Below are 24,426 nucleotides of genomic sequence, written 5' to 3'. Positions count from 1 at the left end.
GACATGACTTTTCCCTTCCGTCGGTCTCCTGGACGGTGGCTGGAGTGCACGAAACCTGTTGCTTTCAAATGGATTTCGATCAGCCACGATTCGAGTGTCTGTCGACTTCGCTGTATGTGCTATCCCTGCTGCATCCCGAGTTTCTGGACACCCTCGACTGGAGTGGACATTTTCTGGACACAGGTAGTACGGCCACTCGGGAAACCCGATGTCGCATTCGCCTTCGCTGGACATAAGGTGGACAGATGCTGGCGCCGCCCTCTATCGACCAGGTGAAGGACAGCTTGAGACGGGTGCGCCGCGGACTCGGATTGGCGCGGCCCACAGCACTGCTCACCATCATCGACGAACCCGTGCAGGCATATCTTTGCCGCGACTCCGAAATCGAGCCGGGCTCGGCCGAACACATCGAACATCTCGCCGCAATCCTGCGTCAGGCAATTGGTCAGCTCACCGCGAGCGAGCGGGTCTACGCCGAAGTGGATTTCAACGTTCGACCTGACCACGGTTACCCAACGCTCACCGACAGGCAAGAATCCCTTGCCCAACACCTCAAATGCGCGGTCAAGACCGTGCGCCGCCGTTCCGACCAGGCACTCGACACACTGGCCTATCTCCTGGTCACACTCCCATCGCCTACCGACGACGCACAGACGCAATCGACACACCGCGGCCCGAGCCACCACGGCCGGGCCGGTGAACGCGACCCCGCCGATGCTGTGCGCCGATTCTGGGGCTTACGTCCCGGTGGTGGCGTCGACATCGTCTGCTCTGAAATCCCGCCGAGCGAACGTCCCGACTATGCGTCACCACGGGATCGGAACTACCTCCGGTACGCCAAATTCGCCGATCTGGACACATTGATCTTCGTCCGTACCCAACTGGCACAACTTGCTCCGACAACAGTTGTGCGCGACTTCGCACCCTCGGAATACTTCGACACCCAGGTCGAGGTTCTCGTCGTGATCGGCGGCCCACCCTGGAACGCCAAGTACCGAGAGTTCCTCCCACAGCTGCCCTTCCACTTCGACGCGAATCCGCTCGGTGAGGACGATCCTCTCGTCGTACCCGAATTGGACAATCTCTCGATGGCTCCACGGTGGACACCCGGTGGCGAGCTGATCGAAGACCTCGCCGTGCTCACCCGGCTCACCGTGCAGGGAACCACCGCATTGCTGCTGGGCGGCTGCCTCACCCTCGGGGTCCTCGGGGCGGCCCGCGCACTACTCGATCCACGAAGAGGACCCACCAATGTCGAATACCTCTCCGACTACGTCGGGCAGGATGACTTCGTCGTGGTCACCGAAGCCCGCCGCGTCGGCGGCATCACCGACGTCGCCGACCTCACCGTCGTGGAGCCCCTATTGCTCATGTCCCGCTCCCACGGCGCGAACTGGGGAGTCGTGATCGACAACACCAAACGCTTCACTTGCCATCACCGCTGCTCCCCCGGGCATACGACGTGACCGATCTGGACGACATCGCCACCTACATCGTGAATCTGCCACGCAGGAAAGACCGCCGAGCGTGGATTAACGCCCGTGTACCTGCTGCCATGTCGGTCACCTACACCTCGGACCTCGACGTGGTCATCGACGGCCGGCAACTGGCCACCAGCGACCTCCAGGCGCTTGGAATCAAGCTGTTCGACTGGCAGATCGACTCCGACAACCCGTGGTGGAATCGACCGCTCAAATACGGCGAAATAGGCTGCACTATCGCTCATCTCGCATGCTGGCACCACGCCGAGGAGCACAGCACAGCCCCGTACATCCTGATCCTCGAAGACGACGCGACACTCACACCGGAATTCGCACCACGCCTTCTCCAGACCCTGAACCTGATCACCGAAGTCGATATCGCATTCGACATGCTGTACCTCGGGCGCGACCCGCTCCGGCCGGACACCCCCACGCCGGCTCCCGGGATCGTCCACCCCGGCTACAGCCACTGCAGCTACGCCTATCTGCTCACTCGCAGTGGCCTGCGTGCCGCACTATCCACCGAACTCACCGACGCCATCGTGCCGGTCGACGAGTTCCTGCCCGCCCTCTACACACCACACCCACGACCCGACCTGCGGGCACGGTTCGCACCGCGACTCACCGCGCTTGCGTTCGATCCGCCGCTGGTCACACAACGCCCGAAGGACGACGCCGGAAGCGACACCGAGGATTCCGACTTCGTTCAGTGGTGATGCGCGGCTTCGATCACCGCATTGGTCGCGGTGCCGTCCAGTATTCGATCAGCGCCGCAAGACGTTTACCGGGCCACTCGCCGATCGGCGTGTGGACATTGACGCCGGTGACTACGTGCTCACTCGGCACGTTCTTGGTCACGACCGCCCCGGCCGCGACGTAGCTGCGAGGCCCGATCCGGACGCCGCCGACCACTCGTGCACCGAACCCGACCACCGAATCCGCCTCGACCACGGGCGGTTCTTCGTCCACTCCCCACCAGCCCAGATGCGGACTCGTGTACTCGTGGACCAGCTCGCCCATGACGGTCGCCCGATCCCCGATCACCGTCGCATCGCAAACGAACCCAGCGACACACGCGTCCGTGCCGATCGTGACGCGATCACAGATGTAGGCGCCGTGGACGACCCGGGTCCGGTCGCCGATCACACACCCATATCCGATCCGTGCCCGGTCTTCTACCACGCAATCGGCACCGAGCAGAGTGCCTTCATGGACGACAACCTGGTTGAACAGCAGAACCCGGTCTCCGAGCACGACAGGAGCGCCCGCCGAACGCCGCTCACTTTGGGCTTCTCGGATACGCACTTCTTTCGGGTATCCGAGAACGCAGTGCTCGCCGATTGTGACGTCATCACCGAGCCGAATCGGCCCGTACAGGTCCCTGGGAGTCACGAGGCGGGCGTAACCTGGCCGACCAGCCAGTCAACCGTCTCTGAGATCGCCTGATCTTCGCGCTCCCGCGAGTCGAAGCCGTGATCCGAGCCAGCGATGGTACGCAGCGTCGTGTTCAGCCGCGACATCGCAGCCCGAGCGGAAATCTCGTAGGAGACCGCGGTGTCACGGTCTCCGTGCACGATCAGTGACGGCACGGTGCTGTCGAGGAACCGCGCCAGCGGGTCGTAGTGGGCGAACTCGCAGAACAACACGCGACCGAGTTCGAATTCCCCGTCGACGACCAGGACTCCGGTGTCATGCAAGAGCCTGCGCTGCGACGCACCGAAGTTTTCTTCCCCCCAGGCCAACTCCGGCTCCAGGAACGTATGCCGCAGGTCGAGAACCGGATTCCACAGCACCAGCCGATCGAGCCTGTCAGCCAGCCACGGCAGCGACAGCACCGTGGACACGGCTCCGAAACTGGCCGCAACGATCGAAAACCTGCCCGGGAACCGATCCCGGAGAAACCGCACCGCTGCCTCCAGGTCCAGGCACTCTCCGGCAACAGTCACTCCGCGTTGCGTTCCGCCGCTGTTTCCATGCCCCCGGAAGGAGAACCGCACAACGTCGAATCCCACCGCGGTCAGTCGCTCGGCCAAGCGGACGAACATCCCGCCGCCCTCGTCCATGTCCACAGTGATTCCGTGCACCAACAGCACGGCTCCCCGGGCCGGACCGGATACCGTATGGACTGCGGCGTCGAGCCGGACACCGTCTACCGACTCCAACGTGATGTTCTCCACCGGCACATTTCCTCCGCTCAATGCCCAGGCCCGGACCACAGTGCGTCCATCGTCTCGTGCGACACCGGCCTACACAATTCATCCTCCGACGCGAACGCCATGTTCACGATCGTCCTGCGGCCCCGCCGAATCGGGTGCACCCGATGCAACGTCGTACTCGCCCGCATGAGATACACCTGACCCGGACCTGCCTCCAGCCGGTGCACCGCGCGATCACGAAGTACCTGCTCGATACCCGGCCGACGCTTATCCCACACCGTGCCGGGGACACACTCGACGAATCCGCCATCGAGGGGGCTCGGGCATTCCGCCACCCACACCAGCGCGAAACTGTAATCGTCCCAATGCCATCCATGCGTGTCGCCCGGACGAGCCAGCTGGGTGACCACGAACTGCTCCGGCTCATAAGGGCATGAATACACAGACTGGCCCGCCACAGCAGCCACAACTGTGGTGAGCTCGGGTGACTCATAAGCCTCCCGGATGGCAACCCCATTCGCCACGATCTGCGCCCGTCTAACGTTTCTCATCCGGCGAGGGGTGAAACCCGTCTCGGCGAAGGCCAGGTCCCGACGGACACCACACCGCTCCGCCAGATGGATAGCCTCCGCCGCAACCGCGTACCGAACCGACGCGGGTACAAGCCACGACACCAACGCGGCACCGTACCGCTTGAGGTTGTCCTGCGCGGCAGCCATCCGCTGCACATGCCCGACTTCATGCTCCATGGTCATACCCACCGGCCATAGCGGAACGCGCCACGGTCACTTCCACGGCCAGGGTCGGTACCTGCGGTAGTGGGCTCGGGATGAGAATCCGTGAGAGGTCCCCGACTACCGCGAGCACCGCCGCCAATTCTGCCGGCTGCTCGAAACCGGGGATGCCGACCGGTGAGGTCGTCGAACACGAGGACTCGCCATCCGTCGACCGCCAGCGTGAACCACACTGCCGGTGTCGGGATCCCCGCCGGGAGCTGCGACGTGGTGTCCCCCTCAATCCGGTACCGGTCTGCAAAGCTGTCCCTGGTAGGGATCGCTTTGGCGAACACTGTGCGGCCGTCCGCCAAGGCCAACCGAGACGCCATTCCGCAGCTGAAGCCTCCCAGTTGGGTCGATCCCGAACGCACTCCCGCGCCCAAGCGATTCTCGATCTCGCCTCGCACTGGCGCGGGCAGCTCATTCCCCGCGAGCCGGGACACCGGGACTTCGATCTCGATCATCAGACAATCGTGCAGCTCGAACGCCCGGCAGGTGCATGTCCAACTCGTCCCCCGCAAGCGTCCATCGGTCGATCGACCCGTGATAACCAGACTCTCCGGGCAAGGGTGTGCTTCGCTACACGAGGTCATGGGTGGCCGGTGTGCGACCATGATCCGCTGCCGAGCGGAGGGGTTTTGGGGAATGTGACCGGCAGTTGGTGGAGTGCTCGGTGGAAGGGTCCGGGTCGCCAGCGCAGCGCGTTGGCGGGTGTGGCGAGCTGGATGTCGGGGAGAGTGTCGAGGAGTTGGTTGATGGTGTGTTCGGCGATGAGGTACACGACGTTTTCGGCGGGGCAGACATGCGGCCCGGCACCCCAGGCGAGATGTGAGCGATTGCCAATGCGGTCGTTTCCGGTGATGGCGGGGTCGCGGTTGCAGGCGGCGAGGCTGATGAGGACGGGCTGGTCGGCGGGTATCCAGGTGTCATCGACCATGATCGGCTGACGTGGGTAGCTGGGGCAGAAGTTCGCCATCGGCGGGTCGGTGAACAGCAGTTCATCGAGCGCGTCGCGGGTCGAGAGGGCTCCGCTGAGCAGGCCGCCGCCGAACCGGTCGTCGGTCAGCATCAGCAGCAGAGTGTTGGTGATGAGGTTGCGGGTGGGTTCGATGCCCGCGCCGTAGAAGCTCATCAACTGGGCCAGCAGCTCGGTGTCGGTGAGGTTGGCACGATGGTGCGCCAGGCGTGAGGTGATGTCATCACCCGGCTGGGCGCGTTTGAGCCGGATCAGTTCCCGCAGAGCTGTTTTCAGCGCATTCATGCCCAGCGCCGCCTCGGAGCCGGAATCGAAGCGGGCAGCCATACCGGCGGCGATCTGGCTCCCGAGCTGCGGTGGGCAGCCGATGATCTGGTTGAGGGCGTGGAAGATGAGCGGGAAGGCGTAGTCGGCGGCCAAGTCCGCGCTGCCGTGGCCGCTGAAGGTGTTGATCAGTGGGATGGCAATGGCTTCGACGGTGACGTGCAGGCCGTGCAGATCGATCCCGGCGATGGCGGCGGCGGATGCCGTGCGGTAGCGCTCGTGAGCCGTCCCGTCGTGAAATCGTGCGGCGGGCTGCCAGCCGAGCATCCCTCGAATCGGTGAGTCGGGCGGGATGGTCTGTTCCCAGGTGCGTGGGTCGGCGGGGAAATGGGCGGGATCTTGCAGGATGTTCACCCCGGTGCGATAGCCCAGGACCAATGTCGCGGGTATGCCGGGGGCGAGTTCGATCGGCGCCAGCGCGCCGAACCGGTCACGCATCTGTCGATAGACGCTGTGCGGATCGGCGGCGAATTCTTCGGTGTGCAGCGGTACCCGGGGGACGTTTCCGGTGTCGACGGGCGATCCGTACCGCAGGGGGCAGCTTCCGCCGGATGTCGGGGACGTAGGCGGGGGCGGCGGAATGGTCATTCGAGGTGACTCCAGATGAGGATGCGGAGGTGACGGGCAGCACGGAGCCATGTGGCGAGACCCGGAGTGGTACGCCGGGCCGAGGACCCAGGAAGCGAAGACGCGTAAACAGCAAAAGGAACAGCGACGACGGGGTTGCCGCGTGGCTGAAGTTAGGTGAGGTCGGTGCCGAGTGTGGTGAGTAGCGTGTGCTGCTGCGGTAGTTCGCACAGGTGGTGGATGTGGCCGTCGGGGCGCAGCAGGCACAGGGCGTCGGTGTCGTAGGCGCCGTACAGGTTGTGGGCAGCGTCGCTGTCGGCGATGACAGCGCCGTCTGGTGCGAGCCAGCGCTGATCAGGGGCGGTGATCACCGATACCTGCACTCGCGCACCGAACCGCTGCCCGACGTGATCGCGCAACGCCCGCAAAGCCGGTGTTGACTGGGCGTGGCGCTGGAATGCCAGCACGGTGTGCCCGGGATGACGCAGCAGGTCGTGCACGCTGCACCGTGGGGTGAGAGCGGTGTCGGGGGCGCGGTCTCCGACGGCGAGCCCACCGCGCGAGTTTATCGCCGGGGTATTGGGGTCGGTGGCGCGGTACGTGGTCGCGATACCCGAGATTCCTGTTACTGCTCGGTGAGTGAAGCCCGGATCCCGCAGGATCGCGAGGCGCTCGGCCAACGGTGTGCCGTGCGCCATGAGCAGGTCGTGGAGCTGTTTGGTGCGTGCGATCACCTGGTGGGCCACCGGGACCCGTTCACGCTCATAGCCCTCAAGGATCGCTGGAGGGGCCTCCCCCCGGGCGACGAGCGCGAGCCGCCATCCGAGGTTGACCGCGTCCTGCATGCCCAGATTCATCCCTTGCCCACCCGCCGGTGAGTGGATGTGCGCCGCGTCACCCGCGAGGAAGATGTTGCCGCGCCGGAATCGGTTGCTGACGCGGTTGCGGATGTAGAAGTTCGCCGTGCCCTTGAGGTCGCCGAGGGTGAGCACGCCGCGGAAGTAGTCATCGAGCGCCGACTGGAAACCCGCCCGCGAGGTGCCGGTTCCCGACACCTGGTTCATGTCGCTGACCAGCACCCGATGGGTCCGGCCGGGCAGCGGGATCAGCAGCGCCATACGATGTTCGTGGATGTGGTAGTCCAGATCATCACCCGGCAGCGGAAGTTCGCTGGAGGTCGCCGTCAACACCGCGTCGGTCATTCTCATCTCGCCGGCGTGGTACTCGCCACCGACGAAAGCCAGGCCGATGTGGCGTCGGATGGTGCTGTTGAGCCCGTCGCAGCCAACGACCCACTGCGGATGCAGCGTCTCCTCACGGCCGGTCGTGGTATCGATCACCCGTACAGTGACAGCACCGGCGTGATCGCCACTGAGCGAACGTAATTCGGTGTTCCATTCGATCTCGCCGCCCAGACAGGCGAGATGCTCGCGCAGGATCTGTTCGATGACGCTCTGCGGAATGGTGAGCAGATAAGGGTAGCGGCTATCCAAATCCGTGAAGTCCAGCCGCGCGACCTCGGCCACCGCCCCCGCATCGTCGTAGAAGTGATAGTTCATCGCCCTGACGCGGCGGCCCCGCGTCACGAACGGTTCATCAATCCCGGCTTGGGCTAGGTGTTCGAGTGTGCGGGTGTGCACGACGCAGGCGCGTGAGGTCTCCGCGTGGGCGCTGGCCTTATCGAAGACTCGGCACGCCACTCCACGCCGAAACAATTCGATAGCATGCATCAGCCCGACCGGGCCCGCGCCGACGACAGCGATCCGGTTGCGTAAGACAGAATCAGACATCAGCGGACCTTCCTGATTCCGGTCACGGTTGGCGAGAGAGGGAGCCGTAGGCGAAGATCGGGCGGATCTGGCCGACCTCGATTTCGGTCGGGCGGTGTCACCGACCTGGGCGGGAACTCGTCCGTCGCTTGCTCAGGCAGCCTTATGAGCCCGCGCTGCACCCGATCGACCAACGCATCGAACGACTCGATGCACCATGACAATTCGACAGTGTCACGCTCATGGCATTCGAGATCGTGCTGCCGCAGCGCGTACAACAAGTACTTCCACACCAGCCACGAGACCCACTGGCCGTATGACGACGGCGTGACCGCAGCGTCGGCCTGGACCGCGATATCTCTCGTGTGACCGGCGGCTTCCCGGTCGATGAACCAGGTGTACAGGTTCAGCTGTTCATCGAGCGTGCCACCGTTCGCCTTCGCTGCCGCCCCATGTTGGAAGGTGTGCCGCCAGATACCGACGATCTCCCGCGCACTACGCAGCATGACCGTGGTCGGCTCCTCGACTCCGGCGCACATCCGCAGGAAGTGCCCGGCGTCCGGGAGCGGCTGGTCGGGTCGGGCTTCCACCGGCGGCAGTGTGATGGCGACCGGCCGGTCGGGGGTCAATCCGTAGTAGACGGCGTACTGCGGGCGATCTTCGGGCACAGCAAAGTCCGTTCGACATGAGTGAGCATTAAAAGGTCTGAAATACAGAGGCTTCAGCGATCAATCCCCGGCACGCGGCAACGGCGGCATGTCAGCGCGCACGTCGTCATCGACGGTCACCGCCAGCACCCCGCCCGCGAACACACCCGCCAACTCGGCCGCAACCTGCCGGGCTTGTTCGGCAGACGCCTGGTAATCCAAGATCAGAGCACCGAACTCGATATGGATGTGCCGGATACTCCGGGGCGGGCAGACAGGCCACATTTCGGATCACCCCCGGGCGTTAACGCCGACCGATTTCAATTTCGGCGACCAGAAAGCCGGACGCCCGGTACAGCTCCCGCGACTGCTCGGCTGCAGGGCAGTCCGGCTCCCGCTACGCAGCTTTAGCGTTCATCGTTTCCCACAGATTCCAGATCACCGGGGATGGGTCGTGGACGGCACGAGTCGGCCAGCGGCGGCGAGGGACTCGAGCGCGGCGGCTTTTCTGGGGCACCACTTCGCGCGGCAGGCAATATGAAACTGCGTCACGCGGTGGGCCTCGGCAACCGTGAACGGCGTCGGCGGTGGCTGATGAGTTTCTTGCTGGGTCATGACGACTGCGTGGTGCATGGCCAGGGTGTGCATCGGTACGGACCTCCGTCGCGCCAGAACATGAGTGGCACCCGGCACCGGGGGCGTTGCGCCACAGGAAGCCGCGCCGTTGCGGCGGCCCGTGCGCTGCCTCTCATGCGTGCGAGTTTGGCAGCGTCGGCCCGATGCCGGGTAGGTCCGACCGTAGGGCCGCAAATAGCCAGGTAGAAGCCATATCCGGGTTATGGATCGGTTTATCCGAGAGTCCGTATATGGTGCTAGGACAATGATTTTCGGATAGGACTGACTGAACGATCCGGCCGATAGGTTATGGGGGTTTGAGGTATGTATATGACGACCGGCGAAGTCATCCGGCGGGTCAGAAAGTCCCTCGGCATGACCCAGGCCGAGTTCGGACAGCTGATCAACTTCTCACAACCCGCAGTATCGCTGCTCGAAAACGGCGGCCCTGCCTCCCACGACATCCGGATCCTGCGTCTCGTAGCCCGCGCCCTCGGGGTACCGCTTGCCATACTGGTAGTGGACTCGGACGAGGAGGCAGACGTGAAACGACGCAAATTCTTCAGGGCCGGAGCTGTAGGAACTGCCGGAGCTGCCATGATGGCCGCCACGGGAGGACCCGCCTCATCGGCATCGGGCGTCAGGGTCGGTGCCGCCGACGTGGCCGAGATGCAAAACAGCATCAACCAAATTCACGAACTCGATCTTCTGGTTGGCGGAGACCGCCTCTGCCACCTGGCAGCCGGGCAAACACGCTACATTCAGCATCTGCTGGACACCGCCAGCTACAGCGACGATACCGGCCGGGCCCTCACCAGCACGGCGGCCGAGATGATGACCGCTACGGGTTGGGTCCATTTCGATGCAGGCCGCTTGGACGAGGCGCGGCGGTATTACGCGGATGCCGCTCAAGCCGCGACTACCGCTGATGACGGGGTCGGTGTTTCCCACGCCCTACTTAACGCCGCAATCCTCAATTACCAGGAGAAGTCCCGCCACCGGGAAGGCATCCAACTGGCAGAAGCCGCACAGTCGGCGGCACTGCGGCAGGGCGGACCGCGGCTGCGGGCACTCGGCGCCATCCGCGAGGCCGAAGCGCGTGGTGTGGCCGGCGACGCACCCTCCATGGCCAAGGCGATCAGTCGCGCACACCGCGCTTTCGACTCCAGCCACGGTTACGACCCCGAGTGGGTCTTTTTCCCTCCAGCGGAACTGCACGGCATCACCGGCCTGGCCTACATGCAGATCGGCGATCACCGAACCGCCACAAGACACCTGCAGGCAGCGATCGACACCTCCGCCTCATGGCCCCGTGAACGCGCGGAGTGGCGCATTCGTCTGGCCGAGAACCTCATCAAGGCAGAAGAGATCGCTGAAGGCTGCTCCGTTCTCACCAGCAACTTCCATGAGATAGATGGACCGATCTCCACTCGCCAGCGGTGGAAGCTCGACACTATTGAGCAGCAAGTACGGTCACATGCCGCAGTGCCAGAAGTCAAAGAGTTCATCGGGCTGCGCGCGACGCACACCTAGACCTGAATGTCTCGCAGTTGCGATCCTCGGCGCGTTCCTGAGCCTCCTGGACGCGACGACCAACCTGCCAACTTGGCGACCGGCCTGTCCGGTACCCGAAACGCCAGGTCGCGGCCCGAGATGGGATCGGCACCCGGCCTGACTCAGCGAGGGCCCGCTAGGGGCAGACCCCCCACGGTCGGCGATCAAGTTCTCAAACTTGTGCCTACGCACTTTCGCCCAATCCACGATGTGGTCGATGCCCACTGGGTACTGTCGACCGATGGGAATCGCGCAGCGGTGTGCGCTTCGACCAACACGACCGGCGAAGCTCGACTTTGCCGGAGTGAACTGCCGGGCTACGAGTTTCACTCGATCGCCGCAGCCTAGATCCGATCGGTACTGGTGGTCGAAGCTCCGGTCGCGCGGGGTACGGCGAACCGTTTGTGTCACCACACGGTCATCGGCGTATACCCGTGCGTCGGACTGGGCCAGTGCCGAGGAATTGGACACTGCCCCTCTCCCAGCCTCATTCCGAGGCTGGGAGATAGGGACTCCTCTGGCCTATTAACCGTTGTCAGTCAGGCGAACTGTCGATGGGACGATCGAGTTTCGGGCTGGTGGTTGTATCGGATGAGTATTTAAAACCTGCATGATCGCGACGACGCAGGTATTAATGTCTCGAACAATTTGGCCACCCCAGAAGGCCAGGACCGTCCAGCCGCTGGCCCGCATCGCATCCCGTTTGGTCTTGTCCTCGGCTTGTTGCTCTGGCGTGTGGTGGTGTTGCCAGCCGTCGCAAAAGACCGCGACTTTGTGCTCAGGCCAAGCGAAGTCAGCAATGGTGACGGGGCGGGGTGTGCCATCGGTGGATCCGCGGTCGCCCCAGGCGTACTGAGCATGCCCCCGCGGGGCCTGGGCTTCGATGAGGGCCAGGGCCAGGCGGCGTTCGATCGGGGATCGGGGCAGGCCGTGGAAGCCGTCAGCGAAGGAGCCGACGCGATGGAGGACGGCAGCTGGCGCATTGATGAACTGACGCAAGAAGTCCGCGGCAACGTGTCGATTCAGCAGGTGGCCTTCGAGCTGGTTGTTGTATGAGCGCAGGCAGGCGTAGCAGGCGCGCTCGCAGGTGCAGCCGTCGAGAACGGGGACGAGGGCGGTGGCGACTTCGCCGAAGCGTTCTGCGAGTTGGCGCAGATATCCTGCTCCTCCAGGGACCTCCTCGTACAGTACCGCCAGTCGTAGAAGCGCCTCGGCACTGTCTGGGTCAGGGCGCGGCCAGTCGAAGCCTGCGACCTCGTCCTCGCCGGCTTGCAGGACCACGCGGCACCCAAGGTCGAGTGCGGCCCTGACACTGGCGAGGAATTCCTCCAGTTGGCTGGCTCGGATGTCGAGCGCCTCTAGATCGGGAAGAACATGCAAGCAATCGACGCCACGAGCGGTAGACAACACACTGAGCTCATATCGGTGGCTGGCACAGATCGTGTCGTGCAACTTCGCGCGGCGACGTTGCGACTCGGTGGGGTTGGGGCCGGGAATGGAATCGAAGCACAACCCGCAACTGGTACAGATGGCGAATTGCTCGGGGTGGGCGCCATGCTGCACGCGGCCCCGGTTGAGCACGGTTAGGGCAGCATTGCGTTCCCACTGGAGCACCAAACCCGGACGCTCGAACAGCCACGTTTCGGCGGTGTTGGGAGCGCCGAGGTGGTGAGTCACCTCGAACGGCTGCCTAGAACGGTTCTCCTCGTCGGCGCCGATGCGCTGGCGGCGCGATGCCCGCATCGCCCGCATCGGGACTGTGACCAGTGTTAGGAGGTCGACGTTGTCACAGGCCAGACAGCTGGCCGAGGTGGAGTCGTTGATGGTGTCGCAGCGGGGGCAAAGGTTGGCCTGCGGAACGGCGCCGTGGCCGTCGGAATTGACGAGGTTGGAGCGCCGGAAGTCGACCTGATCGACAAACCATTTCGCGCCGCGCGCGTAAACGAGCTGTCCGGGTGCGTAGTCCTTAACGGCTTGGATGCTGTCTTGGGACAGCTCGGCAGTCTCGCCTTCCATGGATAAAGTGGCCGTGTCGGTCGGAAATGCATAGGAGGGCAGGAACCCGACGGTGCTCAGGTAAGACAGCACGTAGGCGCGAGTCCGGTCGCTGCGTCGCATCGCCATCAGGCTGGCACTAATGGTCTGCAGTGCCCTGGTGGAATCCGATTTCCCCGGTGTGGCGGCGGCTTGGCTCCACTCCTCCAGGAGGGTCTTCTGCTTGAGGCGATAGGGCCCGACGGCCTCGTCAAGGTTCTCCAGCCACGTTGTCACGATCCCGCGTGCCCAGTCGGCATCCAGCCACGGCAAGTCCTCCTCACGCAGGCCGTGGCGGAAGGTGGCATGAATCCGTTCAGCGATTCGGTCAGTATCGGCCGTCAGTGCGTCTCGTACCGGTTGCAGGGCTTGGAGTTCACCGGCGTCATCTTCGGAGACGAAATCGCCCATCCAGTTGGGCAGGTTTTCGCCGCACAGTTCTAGTGCCAGCGCGCGGGCATGTCGAGTGATAACCCGTTCGTTGTCCATCAGGAAAGTCGGTGGCCGGATGGCACCGCGGATCATTTCGACTGGCCGCCGGTAGTAATAGCTGTCGTGGGGCATCCCACCCGCGTAGGTAACGATGAGTGCGACTCGTTCCTCGCGGCGTCCTGCTCGGCCCGCACGTTGGGCATAGTTGCTTGGGCGCGGGGGGACGTTGCGCAACACCACCGCCAACAGTTGGCCGAGGTCGACGCCCAACTCGAGGGTCATGGTGCACACGAGCAAGTTCAGCTCACCGTTTTTGAACCGTTCCTCGATGTCCTCGCGCTGCGTCAGTGGTATTTGACCAGAGTGTTCCTCGGCGGTGACCGCCAGTGGGTCGTGTCCTTCCGCCAGCTTCCTTTCGTAGTCGTCCGGGTTGTGCTGCCAAGGCTCCATCACGCCCTTGCAGTTGAAGGTGGCACAAATGTTGCGGGGCGAGGATTGTGATTGCACGGCGCGGCAGGCTCGGCACTGGTAGAGGCTGGTGGCCGGGGGCCGGATCTCCATGGCCTGCGGCGCGAGCTGCCACAGCACTACCTGAGAGCGGCCGGTACCAACCTGTGTCCTGTCAAGAAGGTTGTGCTGCCTCAAGAAGGCAACGAGCGCTCGAACCGTCCGTTCCTGGTCATCGGCGTTGATCAAGTGTGGGAAGGCGATTCGGACCAAGCGGGCAACGGTGCCTCGCGCGCCGAGACTGATCGGGACAGCACCTTTGACCTTCGCCGAGGTCTCACCCAGCCCGACTACGCTCGAACTCGGTCGCATGATGGCCCCAGCCTCAACGAGGTCGTACTGGGCAGAGGGCTCCATCCTGGCCCGCAGCAATTCGTGCGCGACTCCACCACGTGTACGCACCAAGTCCAAGATGCGCCCCAGCAGCCAACGCAGGGAGTTCAGGTCGTTGCCCAGGCTCTCGGTCAAGGAGGACAAATCTTGCGGCGTGAGTCCGTCCAAGCCGGGGTAACCCACGGTGATCATGCCGAGGCGTTCCAAAGTTGGCGGGCGGCGTTCGTCACTGGCCACTTCGCCGAGGACGTCCCATTCGCAGACTCGCCGGACCCGGTTGCTGGCATCCCGACCGGCGGGATCCCCATACAGTCCGATATCGCGTCCCATGCGGAAGACATCCTCGACCAGTCCATCGAAGCTGGCCGCCGGTCGCCCTTGTGTGACGCGCGCCCGAACGGCGCGCGTGATCAATCGCCGAACCTGAACCGCGCGGGAGCGGCCACGGATGTAACCCGCCTGGAAGGCCGTGTCCTGCCGAGAATCGGCGAACACCAACAGCCGACGCAGCATCAAGTCGTCGCTCTGTTCGGCCAGTCCCAGATGCAAGCTGAAGGCGGTCGCCGCAATCGCTGAAGCGGTACGCGCGGTGAACTCCTGTACCGCACCGACGTTGCGCCCGTATCCGCACACCGGACACCGGGTCAGTGGCTTGTCCGGCTCGGGCTCACAGACAAACACGCTTCTGGTAGGTGCGCCGCATCCATGGCAGGACAGGCCCGTGGTGCTCGTGCCACAGCGCACGCACCGCCGCGAAGTAAACCACCGGGTGCGCGGCAGCGGCTGCTCCACTGGGTCGAATGCGGTGCGGCGAACTACGTAGCTGTTGGGATGACCGCCACGGTTGTCGATCTCCAGATCAAAGTCTTGACCGCAGCCCAAGCACACCCCCAGCGGCGTGGTCGCCTGGGCGTCGCAGCCCGCCTCCGGGCAGACCTCGGCTCCGTCCAACAGCAGGTGCTCTCCCTCACCACAGCATCGCACCAGATGGGGAAGCCCTCGCAAGAACAAGTGGACTTTGGCCTCCAGCACCGGCGGCCCCTCCAGGGTGGAGGTACCGGCACCCAGCAGTAGCCAGCCGGCGACCTCGTCGTGCAGCTGGCCTGGGTCGGTCGTGGCCCGTGCCGGTATCTCCGCCAGTTCGGCTACCAGCTCGGTAATGGTGCGGGGTTCCGACAGCTTGGCCCGCAGTAGGTCGAGCATCGGGCTGTCGTTGGGGTCACCGAGAACTGCGCGCAATGCGATCAGGTCGGCCCCATCAGCCAGGGCGGCAGCCAATGCGTCGGCGTCTGGCGAGGGCCCTATCCGCCCCATCTCGGGCGCGGTGGGCGGGATCGGAGTTTCCTCGATGATGGCGCCGACATCGAACGGGGCACCGAAAAGATTGGCGGCGAACTCGGCGGTACGTTCGAGATCGGCGGCGTGGTCACCGCCTGCGCTGACCGTGGCGGACAGACCGACGCAGACCAAGCCGTCGACAACGATGTGGCCGCGCAGGCGCCGCACCAGGCAGGCAATCTCGGTGCCCAGTGCGCCCTGGTAGGTGTGCACCTCGTCCAAGATGAGGTGCCGCAGCACGCCATCCCCGAACAGCTTGCGATCATCGCGGCGGGTGAGCAGATATTCGAGCATGGAGTAGTTCGTCAACAGAATGTCCGGTGGGGAATCCTGCATCGCGTCGCGGAGGTTCTGCGGGGTCGCGCCCGTGTACACCCCATAGCGGAGACCGAGCTGCTCGCAAGCCGCCTTAACCCGGTCTTCTTGGTCGTTGACCAGGGCATTCATCGGATACAGTGCAATCGCCTTCACCCCCCTCCGGTGCCGGTTGGCGTAGGCGTGCGCGACAACCGGAATCAAGAACGCTTCGGTCTTGCCCGAACCTGTACCGGTTGCGACCAGCGTGTTCAATCCGGCGTTGATTCGGGTGATCGCGGAAGCCTGATGGGAGAACAATCGCTCGATCCGAGGAAATGCGGCACAGACCTCCGTGGGCAACCCGATGTGGTCCCCGAGCTCAGCAAGGGTGGTTGCCAGTTCGAACCGGGGCTGGACGGAGAGGAACGGACCGTGCCACAGCAGTGAGTCCTCATCCGCCATTCGCTCCAACCGCTCCCGCAGCAGCGGATCAGCGATCGGATAGGTGGTCCAGGTAAACCGTCGGTAGTCCTCACGAAGGCGGTCAGCAAGCTTCAACGGATCCACGAGTCCGCGTCCCTCCCTTACATGCTTACGGCCAGTTTGCTGTGGGCAATAGCCGTACTCTCATCATGGCGAGCGTCCTGGTGGGCACTCTAACGACCACCACCGACACTTGCCGAGTATTCCGGACGCGCAAAGCTATTGGGTCAGCCGCGCGAATTCCTGGCGAACAAGCTGCTTGTACTCGGTATTCGGACGCACCGGGCTGCTCTCGCTGCTGGCGCTCTGCGCGAAGTCTGCAAGTACCAGTTCCAACTGTTGTGCCGATAAGCCGTACAGGTGCGCGATCCGCGCGTCCAACGCCGCTCGAAGCGCCTGCTCCTGGCCCTGGGACAACGGACCGCACTCAACCCCGAGCACCTCGGCAAGCTCGTTGAATTCTGGTGTGCGGCAAGTCAGGCGGGCCGACAAACCCACTACGGTCTTGCCAGGACCACGATCGAGCGGAACATCGGCAACTGGCAGCGTCGCCATCACCGATTTGCTGACGGTGCTGGAAACCTTGCGTCTTACGACGAAATCAAGGGTCAGGCTGTTTAACAGCGCAACAACATAGACCATTGCCTCCGGACTCAGGACGGTTCGATATCCGTTGGCCGCATGGTCAAATGATGATCGATAGAAGAAATGAAGCTTGCGGGTGAGCGCAGTACCTGGCGGGATCACAGCTGAGATGAGGGTTCGTTCATCAGTCCCCCTCGCCACTTCACGAAAGCATGGGCGGTAGTGATCACACGGAAGCTCCAGAACCCCGGTGCGAGGTTCGACCTGAGACAGAGGCCATTCACCTCGGTGGCGTTTGAGCGACTGGATATTTTTCTTCTTGGCACGCTTTTTCGCGCGAGTCACCAAGGCATCTTCGCCGATCCCCGATTTGAGTCGATAAGTCGGCTTGGCGAAATCATGGACGTACTGGTGGATATGTTTCCCTTCCAGCATCGGCATGCCCGTCGCATCAGCCGCGAAAACCGCACGATCATCGTGGAGGTCAAACTCGCGCCCCCAGTCGATCAACCAACCGCCTGCAGGCATTGTATCGAGCAACAGCGGGCGCCTATCGTAAATTGTGCCCAGTAGTTCCAATAACTCCGAGTCGCGGGCATCGGGGATAGCCAGAGTGTCAGGGGCTAGTGCCTCGATGACCTGCCTCGGGATGGCAACCGTGCGTTCATCCAGTTGAAGCAAGTGTTCAAGGTTGGTGACGCCGCTGGTGAACGACAACGGGTCCGTAGTGCCCCCACGGCCAGCGACCAGCAAAAGGAACTGCTCGCGACTGTCTATGGGGAAGATCTTCTCGTTGTTGTCGCATAGCACGAATCGGTCGACCGTGCAGCGCTCCAGCAATTCCCGGCGGTGTTCTGCCGTAGCGGCATCAGCAACTACCCCAGAATCGATGACCAACCCGATCCGTCCGTTGGATGTCAGCAGCGCCAATTCGCGTTCCAGGAAAGTGCGATAGTAGTTAAAAGTCGTCCCGTGCGAGTACAACATTCGGTAGGTTCCAGATCTTTTGATGAACAGCTTAACACCGTCAAGATGACCATTGTCACGCTTTTTGGCTTCTAAGATGTCCACACGTTCAAGTAAGTGTCCCTGCCGAATCTGTTTGTCAGCCTTTCCTCTCAGCAGGATGTACTCGGGGTCGAAACGACCATAGAATTCGGCGGCCTTGAAGGTGATGCTTTCCCATGGCGGGTTGCCGATCATTGCGTCGAAGCCCCCGTCTGGTCGATGAATACCTGACCGGTCGAAGAACACCTCGGGGAATTCGATCTCCCAGTGAAAGGGTCGTACCTCCTCACGAGTGCGGTCGAGCAACCGTTGACTGTCTCCGTACACAGGTTGGCCGGCAATGATGTCTCTTCGACCTTGCCGCCAGCTGGCTGCGCTCTGCTGTAGCTCGGGGTGAAAGTAGGGTGCGACCCACCAGTCGCCGAGGGCGCGCAGTCGGGTCCAGTCGTCACTTTCGAGCAGCCGAGCGAAGACCTCTTCCTTCTTCCGAACCTGGAGCCGATCATCTGACGGCGTCTCGGCGAGTAGGCGGCGTTGCCGCAGGACATACGTCAGATCGGGGGCATCCGACTCGAACAGCGAGGGCTGTTCTTCGAGGTCCCTTTCGACCCTGCGACCCCGGTCGATTGCCGGCTCTGGGACGCCTTCCCATCTATCGAGGGCAGCGCCGATGACGGAGTTGCCGCAACGCAGGTGGGCATCGAGGAAGGAGAGCGGTTTGCCTGCCGAGCAGGTGGTCAGCCACAGTGACACTTTCGCCAGCTCGACGGCCATCGGGTTGAAATCGACACCGTAGATGCAGCGTTCCACGATCAGTCGGCGGTAACGGGCGCGTTCGGTGTCGTCCAGCTTGTGATCGATGTCCTCACCAGCGCGGGCCAACGCTTCGCCGTATGCCTCGGTGAGAAAGTGCACGGCAGGCACAAGAAATGCGCCGGAACCCATCGCGGGGTCACAGACCCGCAGGTTGAGGATCCGCTCCGGAGTTGCGTTCTCGACAAGGGGGCGCAACGCTTCGCCGACAACGAAATGGGCGAGCTGGCGTGGTGTGTAGTAAGAGCCGGAGCCTTTACGTTGTCCGGTGGCTTCGAACAGGTAGAACGATCCGGTCGGGTACTCCTCGATGACCACTGCCGCGGGCGGGGTGTCCTCCGTGGCAAAGATCTGTTGGCGGGCCTGCTGGCCGGTGCCGACCTGCACGAGCGCTTTCGAGGTGTCGGCGATCTGTGGTTCGAAGGCGAGTAGGCCCTCGTAGATGCTGCCCAACTGTTCCACGCCGAGTTCGCGATAGTTGATCCGTCGGCGGCCGACCTGCCGGTTGTTTGTGCCGGTGATGGGCTGGGTCCAGGACAGAGCGCTGATCATGTCGCGGACGTACCTATCGCCGACAACAAGTTCAGGGTCGTCGAGTTGGGGGCATTTATCGGGGTCGAAGAGCCCGCCATTGAAGCCAGCGATCTGGAGTTCGCCTGCGTTGATGCCGTCGCGCAGCAAACCCCATTGGGCGCGCAGGGCTGCCCACAGGTAGCCGCCGTCGGGCGCCCACACGACGTTGGGGTCGGCGGCATGGTCCCGCAGCATACGCAGCGAGTAGCCGTGGTCGTATGAGGGAGTGCCGACGGGCAGCAAGCCCCGGTCCTCCGAGTATGCGACGAACAGCAACCGGTAGGCGATCTTGAGGGCATCAGAGAACAGTTCGCGCGGGCCAGGTATCGGTGCGCCGCGGCGGCGTAAATCTGCCAAAGCTCCATCGGCGACTGCGCGGATGGCAATGCGGACACCGTCGGAGAGGTTCTCGCTGACAGTGTCTGCGGCTTCGGCACTAGCTTTCTCTGCCCGATCCCACAGACTTCTACCGTCGGTGTCCGGCGTGAAGGCTTCCGGCCGTAGCAGGGCCCACAGCACGCGCCATTCGTGGTCGTCGCCCAGCTCTGCGAGCCCGGCGAGGTCGACGGCCAGGTAGCTGGCTTCCCCTCCGAGCCCGGGATCGCGGCGGATGACACGGAGCTCCGCGCCGTTGGACAACAGTACGGCGGGCAACTGGCCTGACCGGGCCACAGTTTCGGCTTGGCGTTGGGGCCGCAGTTTCCCGGCCCGTCGGCCACTCGGAGATGTATCGAGGTGCTGCCCGGTTGTGGTGATCAGAACCCAAGCCCGGGGTTGCCCCACCCCGGCGTCCTCAGTTGGGTCGTCGTAGGCAATGAGAGGTTCATCGAGGCTGTTGGGCACCACTGGGAAGCGCCAGCCAAAGTAGGCCAGCCAACTCATCATTTGTCTGCGGGCCACCCCGAGAGTGGTGGTTTCGTCGAGGTCGGCAACCAATCGTCGTAATTCACGGCGAGCCGCCCGGATGCCGTCACGGTGTCCCTCGGAGTCGACGCGCGTGCTCTGATCGTGCAGGAACAGACCTGGGTCGGCCAGATAGTAGGTGGACAGGGTAGCCCCAGCGACGGTGATATTGAGCATCAGCGAGCCTCGACCAATAGGAGGCAGCCCACCGGTTCTACGGGGTCGACATCGGCGACCTGGTGTCCCTCGGCCAGGAGCTGGCGGCGCCGGTCGAACTCCGCATTGATCGCTGCCTGTGCATCTTCCAGGGTGTGGAAGGCACTGTGCCCGAGGTCGGTGAACAACCCGAGCTGGAAGAACCCGTCGCCGACGTGATTGCTGAGCCGCTGTTCTGCTTCGTTCAGTTCCGCAGCATGCCAGCGATCCAGCTCACGCGCCATATGCTTGGCTTCCTCGTGCAGTTGGGCTCGCAAACGCTCACCACGCTCGACAAGCCTGCGATTCGCTTCCACCGCTGCAATTTTTGCGGCCTCGATGAACCTGGGTTGAAGGAGCTGGCGCGCCACAGCGACCGGGTCGTGGCCATTGGCCGGAGCTGGCCGCATCCGGAGTTTCTTCAAATCTGCGACGGCGTCGCTACTGGCGGAGCCAGGGGTACCGTCGGCACAGGCGGGCACGAGCACCGGAATGAGAGGCTCTTCCAGTAGCCGTCCATCGGTGGCCGTAATGCGGCCTATATGGGTGAACAGCCATCCCGATTCGCCGTCGGTGATCGCCCTGACGGCCACCCGATCTTGGGGATTTTCCTCGTACAAGCGAGCGCGAACCCGTTGCAGTACAGCATGAACCAGCGGGTGACCTGGAGTCAGGAAGGCCAGTCCCTTGTTTTCTGGCGCTAAAGCGACCCCCCGGCTGAAGGTCGCCTCGAATGCCCACGAGGGAACCTGTGGGTACTGCGATAGCAGCGGGCCCGGCGTGATGGTTACGGTGTCGCCGCTGCCATCAATGCGTCCTCCGTTCTGCTGCACAACTGTGGTCACCAAGCTGCGAAACTCGTCGAAGTCCGGAAGTAGCCATCGACTACGGTCCGTCGCCTCGGTGGCGCCGCGCTCGGCTGCTCCCTCATCGCTCATTCCACGCAGCAGAGCGAGCGCGCCGCTGCGGGACAGGTAGTCGCGGATTTCGACGGCGGCTTTCTCCAACCGCGCCTCCAACTCCTCGGCGGGAATGTCCTCCAACAGTCCGTCGATCACCTCACTGCGACCGGCGACCCCGAGGATGTCGCTGGTGGAGCCGAGCTGCCTAGCGATCTCGGCCAGCTTCTCGCGCAAGCGTTGCAAGATCTCCTCGTCGCGAGTGTCGGCCAAATACAGGTAGCCGATCTCCACGATCTGTTTCTGGCCGAACCGATCTACGCGGCCGTTACGTTGTTCGAGCCGGTTCGGATTCCACGGCAGCTCATAGTGGATCACTACATGGCAGGCCTCCTGCAGGTTCAGGCCCTCCCCGGCAGCATCGGTGGCAAGCAAGAGAGCGCTTGGCGTTGCCGCAAACTCGGCGAGCACGTCTTTGCGTTTGGCCAGCGGCACGGTGCCATCAATTCGCAGAGTCGGCCCGAGGCCGAGGCGTTCCTGCAGGTAGTCCAGGGTGTCGCGGTATTCAGTGAACACGATGATCCGCTCACCCGGCCGAGCGGCGCGGAAGCCTTCCAGCCACCCCCGCAGCCGGGTCAGCTTGCTGTCATCGCCTGCGGTCAGTGCTTCGACCTGCTCGATCAAGGTGCCCACAAGTCGGCGTTCTTCCTGCAGCTCGTCGGCGGCTAGATGCGCCGCAACGCCTTGGAGCGCAAGTTCTTCGGTCTCGATCAGCTCATCCTCGGGAAGAGCGGAATCGCCTCGATAGAGCTGCAGAGCATCCAGTCGACGGTGCCCGGTGTGCTCCACGGGTGTCACTCCGAGGCTTTCAGCCCGTCGACGCAGACTTTGCAGCAGCGCGTGCGGGCTGGACAGGGCCCGCTTGCGGAGCACCTCCAGCGCGAATGCTTGCACGTAGTAGGAGTCGGTGTCCTTCAGGGCGCGCAGCACACGCTTGCTGTGACCACGCAGCCGCTGATGGATCTCCTTCTCCCGAGCGGTCGGCTGTACCTCGATCGGGCGCGGCGGGTGTCGGCGACTGATCGGCTGAGGTGGGTCACCACGCGCAACGTCGTCTTTGAGGCGGCGCACCACATACGGCTTCACCAGCTCAGGCAGCAGCTGACCGTCGTCGCTGGCCAGATGCGGTGAGAGAAGTTGCAGCAGGCTCGCGAACGACTCCTTATAGCCGTTGTGCGGAGTCGCCGACAACAAGAGCAGCTCCTGACTGTGGTCAGCGAGAACACGGGCCAAGCGGCTGCGATCGGTCCCACTCGAGCGGCCCTCACCGGCGTAGGCACGCGCGACATGATGCGCTTCGTCCACGATGACGACATCGAACGGAGGTGCGGCTTGAATGGCGGCAAGGTTGTTCTTCAAATAATCGATCGAGGATACTGCCAGCGGCGCGGCCGTCCACGGGCTCACCGTCGTGGGGTAAGACCGGCGCAGTTCCAGCCACTGCTTGCTGTCGACTTTGGTGAAGTCAAGGTTGAACCGGAACTGCATCTCCTCGACCCACTGCTCCTGCAAGCCAGCGGGACAGGCGATCAGCACACGATCGGCGCGACCTCGCCGGGCAAGCTCCAGCAGAACCAGGCCTGCTTCGACCGTTTTTCCCAGGCCCACGTCATCAGCGATCAGCAGCCTGGTCTTGGACTGGCGCATGGCGGCCAGGACCGGCACCAGTTGATAAGGCTCGACATCGATGCGGCCGTGTTCGACGGCCACCAGGTCACCGCGGCCGTGGGCCATGGTCAGCGCCAACGCATCATGGAGCTGGTTGAGTCGCACCGGGTTGCCCAGCTCGAAACGCAGATCACGCGATGGCTCAAGGTGCAGGCTCGGCTCCAGACTTGGCAGCACCGTCAACCGACGCGGTCCCGGCCTGTCATCCGCCAGGCGCAACTGCAGAAGCGTCTGGGCACCCGCACCACGAACGGATTCGACCTCCCACCGACGGTCACGCAGAAGCACTCGCATCCCGCGCTCAAACACTCACGCCCCCTATAGAACTCGTAGCGAACCTTGAAGGCTCATGGCATGCTGCCGAGGCACCGAGCCTACCTTGCCGCCAACTAGGCAAAGCGACTACGGCGCCAACGCGAGTGGCTGCGGGTGGTGACTGCGCGCATCACCGGCGGCCCGTTGTGCTCGACCTGCATCGATCACGACCGGAGCTGTTTCGGCCGTGCCCCAACTGCGGCACCGCGGCACGCCTACACTACCTCGGGCTCTGCGACGGGTACGCGGCACTGAAACTGCTCGATGCCGCGCTCTCCGGACCGGACGGCACTCTCCGCACCGATCTCGAACTGGTACGGCGCGCGCTGGCTGCCAGCAGATCGACCGGGCTGCTGAACTCGATCCGGCGACGCCCGGCAGCGACGTTGCTGGCGCAGATCGTCGCGTCCGATGGGCCGGTCACCCACGACGCCATCTACCCGGCTCACATCCACCGGACCCGGCCCGCTACCTCCGCCAAGCACTGATGCCTAGGCCGTTCTGTCCGATGGTGACCGGCACCTGGACTATCTACAGCACTGGTTCGACACCAAAACTGGCCGAGATGGACGACCTCGACGAGGGAAGGATCCTGCGGAGCTACCTCACCTGGACCTATCTGCGACGGTTGCGTGCGGCCGAGGTTCCGAGGCTGCTTCTGCGATCGGGAGTATTCGCGATGACTCCTGCCTCACCCGATCATCGCCAACCGCGAAGTCATGATCCACCCCATGAACCTGAACGACGCCGGATACCGACCCGACATCATGATCGATGCTGTAGAGCGATGCGATGAAACCACCACAGGTAGATCCGATCAACCCCCATGGCGGGAACAGCATAGCCAACACCGCCGTGCGGCTCGGGCAGGGCACGGCGAGTGTACCGTTCGACCTTCGTGCTCGAGCGGCCTGTTCGGGCGACAGCGCCTCAGCGGTTGGTCAGCAGCATCGCCGTTGCCCGCGGCGGCCCGCCAAACAACGGCACTGCCCCGCCTACAGCAGGTAAGCGGCCGATCACCAACCGCCCCCAAAAAACCGCAGGTCGTCCCCGTTCCCATGTTCGACCCGCCCCGCCCGAGGCACCCCCGAGTCGGGGCCGGTTGACCCCCTCCCGCA

Annotated in this window: 14 protein-coding genes; 4 read left to right on the top strand and 10 right to left on the bottom strand. The window is 63.7% G+C overall.

The window, feature by feature from the left end:
* The first annotated feature begins 245 nt into the window (after positions 1–245).
* Both ON19_RS37030 and ON19_RS37025 read left to right on the top strand, forming a co-directional pair.
* A complete protein-coding gene (locus ON19_RS37030) occupies positions 246–1,466 on the top strand; it encodes a hypothetical protein (protein WP_051169732.1) in 1,221 nt (406 codons plus the stop codon).
* Complete coding sequence (locus tag ON19_RS37025; protein ID WP_043704053.1) at positions 1,463–2,197, top strand: glycosyltransferase family 25 protein; 735 nt, start codon at positions 1,463–1,465, stop codon at positions 2,195–2,197. The genes ON19_RS37030 and ON19_RS37025 overlap by 4 nt, the downstream gene beginning before the upstream one ends.
* Positions 2,198–2,210: 13 nt before the next feature.
* On the opposite strand, the gene ON19_RS37020 is transcribed toward ON19_RS37025, so the two are convergent.
* The 7 genes from ON19_RS37020 to ON19_RS36990 all read right to left on the bottom strand — a co-directional run bounded on the left by ON19_RS37020 (position 2,211) and on the right by ON19_RS36990 (position 8,981).
* Positions 2,211–2,873, bottom strand: coding sequence for a DapH/DapD/GlmU-related protein (locus tag ON19_RS37020; RefSeq protein ID WP_043704051.1), 663 nt, complete (start codon positions 2,871–2,873; stop codon positions 2,211–2,213).
* Positions 2,870–3,658 (bottom strand): alpha/beta hydrolase, encoded by a 789-nt coding sequence (locus tag ON19_RS37015; RefSeq protein WP_043704050.1) that lies wholly within the window; start codon positions 3,656–3,658, stop codon positions 2,870–2,872. The genes ON19_RS37020 and ON19_RS37015 overlap by 4 nt, the downstream gene beginning before the upstream one ends.
* 17 nt (positions 3,659–3,675) lie before the next feature.
* Positions 3,676–4,392 (bottom strand): HalD/BesD family halogenase, encoded by a 717-nt coding sequence (locus tag ON19_RS37010; protein WP_051169731.1) that lies wholly within the window; start codon positions 4,390–4,392, stop codon positions 3,676–3,678.
* A gap of 610 nt (positions 4,393–5,002) precedes the next feature.
* The gene (locus ON19_RS37005) at positions 5,003–6,301 is read right to left on the bottom strand and encodes a cytochrome P450 family protein (RefSeq protein WP_051169730.1); all 1,299 of its coding nucleotides are present in this window, start codon (positions 6,299–6,301) and stop codon (positions 5,003–5,005) included.
* 152 nt (positions 6,302–6,453) lie between these two features.
* Entirely contained in the window at positions 6,454–8,070 is a 1,617-nt protein-coding gene (locus ON19_RS37000) for an FAD-dependent monooxygenase (RefSeq protein WP_083899956.1), read from the bottom strand.
* Positions 8,070–8,717, bottom strand: coding sequence for a hypothetical protein (locus ON19_RS36995; protein WP_043704043.1), 648 nt, complete (start codon positions 8,715–8,717; stop codon positions 8,070–8,072). The genes ON19_RS37000 and ON19_RS36995 overlap by 1 nt, the downstream gene beginning before the upstream one ends.
* 60 nt (positions 8,718–8,777) lie before the next feature.
* Positions 8,778–8,981: a hypothetical protein gene (locus ON19_RS36990; RefSeq protein ID WP_043704032.1), complete on the bottom strand. Its 204-nt coding sequence runs from the start codon at positions 8,979–8,981 to the stop codon at positions 8,778–8,780.
* 660 nt (positions 8,982–9,641) lie between these two features.
* Here ON19_RS36990 and ON19_RS39585 point away from each other — a divergent pair.
* Positions 9,642–10,844 (top strand): helix-turn-helix domain-containing protein, encoded by a 1,203-nt coding sequence (locus tag ON19_RS39585; protein ID WP_157230066.1) that lies wholly within the window; start codon positions 9,642–9,644, stop codon positions 10,842–10,844.
* 546 nt (positions 10,845–11,390) lie between these two features.
* On the opposite strand, the gene ON19_RS36980 is transcribed toward ON19_RS39585, so the two are convergent.
* From ON19_RS36980 to ON19_RS36970, 3 genes are all read right to left on the bottom strand, one after another.
* Entirely contained in the window at positions 11,391–16,373 is a 4,983-nt protein-coding gene (locus tag ON19_RS36980) for a DEAD/DEAH box helicase (protein WP_083899954.1), read from the bottom strand.
* A gap of 135 nt (positions 16,374–16,508) precedes the next feature.
* On the bottom strand, positions 16,509–20,348 hold the full coding sequence (locus ON19_RS36975) for an Eco57I restriction-modification methylase domain-containing protein (RefSeq protein WP_043704019.1): 3,840 nt from the start codon (positions 20,346–20,348) through the stop codon (positions 16,509–16,511).
* Positions 20,348–23,281, bottom strand: coding sequence for a helicase-related protein (locus tag ON19_RS36970; protein ID WP_218006550.1), 2,934 nt, complete (start codon positions 23,279–23,281; stop codon positions 20,348–20,350). Before ON19_RS36970 ends, ON19_RS36975 begins: the two co-directional genes overlap by 1 nt.
* Positions 23,282–23,454: 173 nt before the next feature.
* Between ON19_RS36970 and ON19_RS36965 the strand changes: the two genes are divergently transcribed.
* On the top strand, positions 23,455–23,796 hold the full coding sequence (locus ON19_RS36965; RefSeq protein WP_043704014.1) for a hypothetical protein: 342 nt from the start codon (positions 23,455–23,457) through the stop codon (positions 23,794–23,796).
* Positions 23,797–24,426 lie beyond the last annotated feature (630 nt).

It is taken from the genome of Nocardia abscessus NBRC 100374 (assembly GCF_000308455.1).
GTDB lineage: Bacteria > Actinomycetota > Actinomycetes > Mycobacteriales > Mycobacteriaceae > Nocardia > Nocardia abscessus.
Note: the sequence above shows the minus strand (reverse complement) of the source record. Positions and strands in the feature narration are given on the sequence as shown.